This window comes from Mesorhizobium sp. M7A.F.Ca.ET.027.02.1.1, assembly GCF_004022985.1.
GTDB lineage: Bacteria > Pseudomonadota > Alphaproteobacteria > Rhizobiales > Rhizobiaceae > Mesorhizobium.
This window is the reverse complement of sequence record NZ_RZOL01000422.1, coordinates 1-5,166: the sequence shown is the minus strand read 5'-3', so window position 1 is coordinate 5,166 and position 5,166 is coordinate 1. Positions and strand designations below refer to the sequence as shown.

Below are 5,166 nucleotides of genomic sequence, written 5' to 3'. Positions count from 1 at the left end.
GTGCAGGGATAGCTGTCTCACGCCGCCGTGCTGGCAGCGGCAGCGCCGGCTCGCAGGCCGCCATGCTCGATGATGAAATCGATCACCTCCTGCAGCCCCTTGCCGCGCGACAGGTCGGTGAAGCCAAACGGCCGTTTTCCGCGCATGCGGCCGGCGTCGCTCTCCATGACATCGAGGTTGACGTTTACGTAAGGAGCAAGATCGCTCTTGTTGATCACCAGGAAATCGGAGCGGGTGATCGCCGGCCCGCCCTTGCGCGGAATCTCCTCGCCCTGGCAAACCGAGATGACATAGAGCGTCAGGTCGGCGAGGTCAGGCGAGAAGGTCGCGGCAAGATTGTCGCCGCCGGATTCGATGAAGACGATGTCGAGATCCGGGAATTTCCTGTTCATCTGGGCGATCGCCTGCAGATTGATCGACGCATCCTCGCGGATGGCGGTGTGCGGGCAGCCGCCGGTCTCGACACCCATGATGCGATCCTCGGGCAGCGCCTGCAGCCGCGCCAGCATCATGGCGTCTTCCTTGGTGTAGATGTCGTTGGTGACGACGGCGATGGAAAACTCGTCGCGCAGCGCCTTGCACAGCTTTTCGGTCAGCGTCGTCTTGCCCGAACCGACCGGGCCGCCAATGCCGACGCGCAGCGGACCATTTGTCTGTGTCATGCGGGAAACTCCGTGATGGCGAGGATGGCAAAGCCGAGCCCGATCGACAGGCACAGCGGCGAATAATAGCGGACATCGAGCCGCGCGAAAGGCTGTTCCGGCGCCAGCCGCCGCCACCATGGCGTGAAGCCGGCTATGCCGCGGCCCAGGAACACCAGACCGATGAGCAGCGAAGTGGCGGCGAGCCCCTGCTTTGGGAAGGGTGAAGCAAAGACGCCTGCGAGCGCCAGCGGCCACAGTGTCGCCAGGCAGAGACACGCGGCAACGGCGAAACTGGCGAACGGCGTCGGCATATCATCGACGCCGCGAAAGCCGACCACGGCGCGAGCGCAGGAGGCCGCATCCTGGCCCGGCCAGATGCCGCCAAGGCCCCAATAGACATGCAGCGCGGTGATCAGCAGCAGCACAAGGGAGAGAGCGAAGGCGAGAAAAATCATGAGCGGAACAGTCGCGAATACTGGGTTTCGTGCTTCATCGCCATGACATCGGAGACGAAGGCACAGCCGCCGAGATCGTCCAGTGTCGAGCGCGCGGCGCGGCTTGCGGTCACCAGGGCCAGCGGCTCGAAGCCGGCTAACAAGGTGGTCGCGCCGTTCTGGCCAACAACGCCAAGGCGGATCGCTGCCTGCACGAGGTTGGAGAAGAAGGTTTGCAGGAAGGCCGACAGCGCATCCTGAAGGGCGAGTGAATTGCCGCCGGCAATGGCTCCGACGGCGACGCAATAGGCGCATTCGGCCGGCAAGCGCTCCAGCACCGGATTGGGCCAGGCCGCCGACGCTTTGAGGAAGGCGGCACCCTGCAGCATGGTTTCGGTATGGCGTTCGCGCGAGCCGGCCAGCGCCTCGGCGAGTGCCGCCACTTCATCGAGATCACCGGTGCCGCGTGCCCGGCGCCAGCTCTCGGCAAACAGCACGGCATCGTTCCAGCCCGAGCTCATCTCGACCAGCGTTTCCAGCCAGTCGGCGAGGTTTTCTGCATCGGCAACCAGGCCGTCATGCACCGCGCGTTCGAGGCCATGGCTGTAGGAAAAGCCGCCGACCGGAAAGGCAGGCGACAGCCACGCCATCAGCCGCAGCAGGGCGATGTTCGAAGGCTGGTCAGTCATGATCGTGGTGATGGCCGGCGTGACTGTGCGAATGGGCATGCGCTTCGTCATGAGAATGGCTGTGCGCTTCGGCGTGGCTGTGGGCATGCGCATGGCCGCGATCGTGGCTTTGCCCGCCATGCCCGGAATAGGCGCCGCGCACCGGCTTGAACGGTTCGGAAACGTCGGCCACGGTGGCGCCGAGCCCCTCCAGCATCGCCTTGATGACATGGTCGCGCAGGATGAGGATGCGACCGGCCTCGATGCTTGCTGCGAGATGGCGGTTGCCGATGTGCCAGGCGAGCTCGGCCAGATGCACGCCGTCGCGGGCGCGGATGTCATAGACCTCTTCCGGCGCCGCGATGATCTCGACATGGCCGCCATCCTCCAGCACCAGCCGGTCGCCATCGTTCAAGGCGACGGGTTCGGGCAGGTCGACCAGCACCTTGCTGCCGTCGGCAAGCTCGATGGCGCGGCGGCGCAGATGCCGCTCGTCATGGGCGAGAATGGCCCGGCCCAACGGTAGGGTGGTTCCGGCATTGCCGGCGGACAGTACGGAGACGGCCCGCGGGAATTTGGTGAAGTCGGTGTTGAGGTTGAGCTTCATTTCATGGATCCCCCATTTGCTTGTGCCCGCGCGCGCGGGCCGCGCCAGCACGCGGTCGAAATAGGCGTTGACGCGCGGCTGACCCGGGATCCGCGCGATCCGACGGCCTTGTACATGTCGAACCCTGCCTTTCCCCAACAAGCTAGACCATCGCGTTCGTTCAGACGATGGTGTCGAAGAGCCGCAGGATGAACGATACCTGGTAGATAAGCGCCGCCGTGACGAAGGCGATGTGGAAGCGGCGATCGCGCACCAGGATCGCGACGATACACAGCGCAACGAAGACCGGCGTGCGGAACAGATACTCGCTGCCGAAGCGGGCGAAATGCTCTGGCCCTTTCAGCAGCGTGTCGATCACGTCGAGCAGGTAGGTCGCAGCCAGCAGGCCGAAGAACCACGCACGGCGCGAATAGAAGAAATCCTCATAGCTGGTGTAGTCCAGCATCGAATCGGGAAACAAAAGCGCGCACAGCAGGAACAGCGTGATCGCGTAGAAGATGATGAACAAATATTTGCCGAAGGTCCAGGTTTCGATGGCGTAGAGGCCGAACTCCCACCACCAGAAATGCACCAGCATCAGGAGCACCGAGACGACCCAGGCCAGATGCACGGGATAGAGCTTGTACTGGCCGGGATGCTGGACGATGCGCGCCACCCCCGACAGCAGGCGGGCGACGCCAAGCCCGATCACCATGCCCATGACGATGCGGATATGCGGGAAAATGTCGTGGGCGGAAGCGATTTCGGTGGCCATGCTCGATCACAATGCAACTGTTGGTCGGCCGCATATTGCTGCCTCCCACCAAGGGCTGCAACGGATAATGCTCGCCCCGTCGAATCGCCGCTTCAGAACAGAAAGTATCTCTGCGCCATCGGCAGCACCGTCGCCGGCTCGCAGGTCAAAAGCTCGCCGTCGGCACGCACCTCATAGGTTTCCGGATCGACCTCGACATGCGGCGTGGCGTCGTTGAGCACCATCGAATGCTTGCCGATGCCGCCGCGGGTGTTCTCGACGGCGACGAACTGCTTGTCGACACCGAGCCTGCCGTGCAGGCCTGATTCGAGCGCGGCTTTCGAAACGAAGGTCACCGACGAGTTGGTCCTGGCCTTGCCATAGGCGCCGAACATCGGCCGGTAGTGCATCGGCTGCGGCGTCGGGATCGAGGCGTTGGGGTCGCCCATCGGTGCTGCGGCGATCATGCCGCCGATCAGCACCATGTCCGGCTTGACGCCGAAGAAGGCGGGGTTCCACAGCACCAGGTCGGCGCGTTTGCCGACCGCGATCGAGCCGATGTCTTTCGACAGCCCATGCGCGATGGCCGGGTTGATCGTGTATTTGGCGATGTAGCGGCGGACGCGGAAATTGTCGTTGTTGCCGGTCTCCTGCGGCAGCGAGCCGCGCTGGCGCTTCATCTTGTCGGCGGTCTGCCAGGTGCGGATCGCGACTTCGCCGACGCGGCCCATGGCCTGGCTGTCCGACGAGATGATCGAGAAGGCACCGATGTCGTGCAAAATGTCTTCGGCCGCGATGGTCTCCTTGCGGATGCGGCTTTCGGCAAAGGCGATGTCCTCGGGGATCGACGGCGACAAATGATGGCAGACCATCAGCATGTCGAGATGCTCGGCCAGCGTGTTGACCGTGTAGGGCCGCGTCGGGTTGGTCGAGGACGGGATGACGTTGGGCAGGCCGCAGACCTTGATGATGTCAGGTGCGTGGCCGCCGCCGGCGCCCTCGGTGTGGAAGGCATGGATGGTACGGCCTTTGATGGCGGCGACCGTGTTCTCGACGAAGCCGGATTCGTTCAGCGTGTCGGTATGGATCATGACCTGCACGTCGTAGTCGTCGGCGACCGACAGGCAGCAATCAATGGCCGCCGGCGTCGTGCCCCAGTCTTCGTGCAGCTTCAGCGAGCAGGCGCCGCCCAGCACCATTTCCTCGAGCGCGGCGGGCAGGGAGGCATTGCCCTTGCCCGACAGGCCGATGTTCATCGGGAAGGCATCGAAGGACTGGATCATGCGGGCCATGTGCCATGGTCCCGGCGTACAGGTGGTGGCCAGCGTGCCGTGCGCCGGGCCGGTGCCGCCGCCGAGCATGGTGGTGATGCCTGACATCAGCGCTTCCTCGATCTGCTGCGGGCAGATGAAGTGGATATGCGCATCGAAGCCGCCTGCCGTCAGGATCTTGCCTTCGCCGGCGATGATCTCGGTGCCGGGGCCGATGATGATGGTGACGCCATCCTGGGTGTCCGGATTGCCGGCCTTGCCGATGGCCGCGATACGGCCGTCGCGAAGCCCGATATCGGCCTTGAAGATGCCGGCGCTGGCATCGATCACCAGCGCGTTGGTGATCACCGTGTCGACGGCGCCCTGGGCTCGGGAAACCTGGCTCTGGCCCATGCCGTCGCGGATCACCTTGCCGCCGCCGAATTTCACCTCTTCGCCATGGATGGTGAGATCCTTCTCGACCTCGATGAACAGTTCGGTGTCGGCAAGGCGCACTCTGTCGCCGACCGTCGGGCCATACATCTGCGCATAGGCGGCGCGGGTAATTCTGGCCATCAGCGATTGCTCCTGAAATGCGGTTGGATTGAAGCGGTGCTGCACATTGCTGCCATCCTATGGTCACGCAATGACCCGCTGGGCGACACCTTCTGATCCCATTTGGCGGTTGAGGTTAGGGGGTCACCCCAGACCGACCGTTTGCCAATCGATGGAAAGGAAGATCCATGCGCAAAACGATAATTCTTGCCGCCGCAGCCAGCCTGATGCTGGCGGGCGCCGCCAGTGCCCAGCAGCAACCCGCGCCACAGCCC

6 protein-coding genes are annotated in these 5,166 nt (G+C 64.0%); all 6 read right to left on the bottom strand.

Going from position 1 to position 5,166, the window contains the following annotated elements; translation table 11 throughout:
• Window positions 1-17: 17 nt before the first annotated feature.
• The 6 genes from ureG to ureC all read right to left on the bottom strand — a co-directional run bounded on the left by ureG (window position 18) and on the right by ureC (window position 4,915).
• Window positions 18-662 (bottom strand): urease accessory protein UreG, encoded by a 645-nt coding sequence (ureG, locus tag EN749_RS30240; protein WP_013528407.1) that lies wholly within the window; start codon window positions 660-662, stop codon window positions 18-20.
• Window positions 659-1,099 (bottom strand): DUF3995 domain-containing protein, encoded by a 441-nt coding sequence (locus EN749_RS30235; protein WP_128364536.1) that lies wholly within the window; start codon window positions 1,097-1,099, stop codon window positions 659-661. Before EN749_RS30235 ends, ureG begins: the two co-directional genes overlap by 4 nt.
• Entirely contained in the window at window positions 1,096-1,767 is a 672-nt protein-coding gene (locus EN749_RS30230; protein WP_127396921.1) for an urease accessory protein UreF, read from the bottom strand. Before EN749_RS30230 ends, EN749_RS30235 begins: the two co-directional genes overlap by 4 nt.
• A complete protein-coding gene (locus EN749_RS30225; protein ID WP_128364535.1) occupies window positions 1,760-2,353 on the bottom strand; it encodes an urease accessory protein UreE in 594 nt (197 codons plus the stop codon). The genes EN749_RS30230 and EN749_RS30225 overlap by 8 nt, the downstream gene beginning before the upstream one ends.
• 160 nt (window positions 2,354-2,513) lie before the next feature.
• Window positions 2,514-3,107: a hypothetical protein gene (locus tag EN749_RS30220; protein ID WP_128364534.1), complete on the bottom strand. Its 594-nt coding sequence runs from the start codon at window positions 3,105-3,107 to the stop codon at window positions 2,514-2,516.
• Window positions 3,108-3,199: 92 nt separating this feature from the next.
• Window positions 3,200-4,915 carry an urease subunit alpha gene (gene ureC, locus EN749_RS30215; RefSeq protein WP_164873923.1) on the bottom strand — a complete coding sequence of 572 codons (1,716 nt, stop codon included), beginning with the start codon at window positions 4,913-4,915 and terminating at the stop codon, window positions 3,200-3,202.
• Window positions 4,916-5,166: the final 251 nt, after the last annotated feature.

Excerpts from the sequence above, each read along its gene's own strand:
- ureG (WP_013528407.1), bottom strand. The coding sequence starts at position 662 with ATGACACAGACAAATGGTCCGCTGCGCGTCGGCATTGGCGGCCCGGTC.
- EN749_RS30235 (WP_128364536.1), bottom strand. The coding sequence starts at position 1,099 with ATGATTTTTCTCGCCTTCGCTCTCTCCCTTGTGCTGCTGCTGATCACC.
- EN749_RS30230 (WP_127396921.1), bottom strand. The coding sequence starts at position 1,767 with ATGACTGACCAGCCTTCGAACATCGCCCTGCTGCGGCTGATGGCGTGG.
- EN749_RS30225 (WP_128364535.1), bottom strand. The coding sequence starts at position 2,353 with ATGAAGCTCAACCTCAACACCGACTTCACCAAATTCCCGCGGGCCGTC.
- EN749_RS30220 (WP_128364534.1), bottom strand. The coding sequence starts at position 3,107 with ATGGCCACCGAAATCGCTTCCGCCCACGACATTTTCCCGCATATCCGC.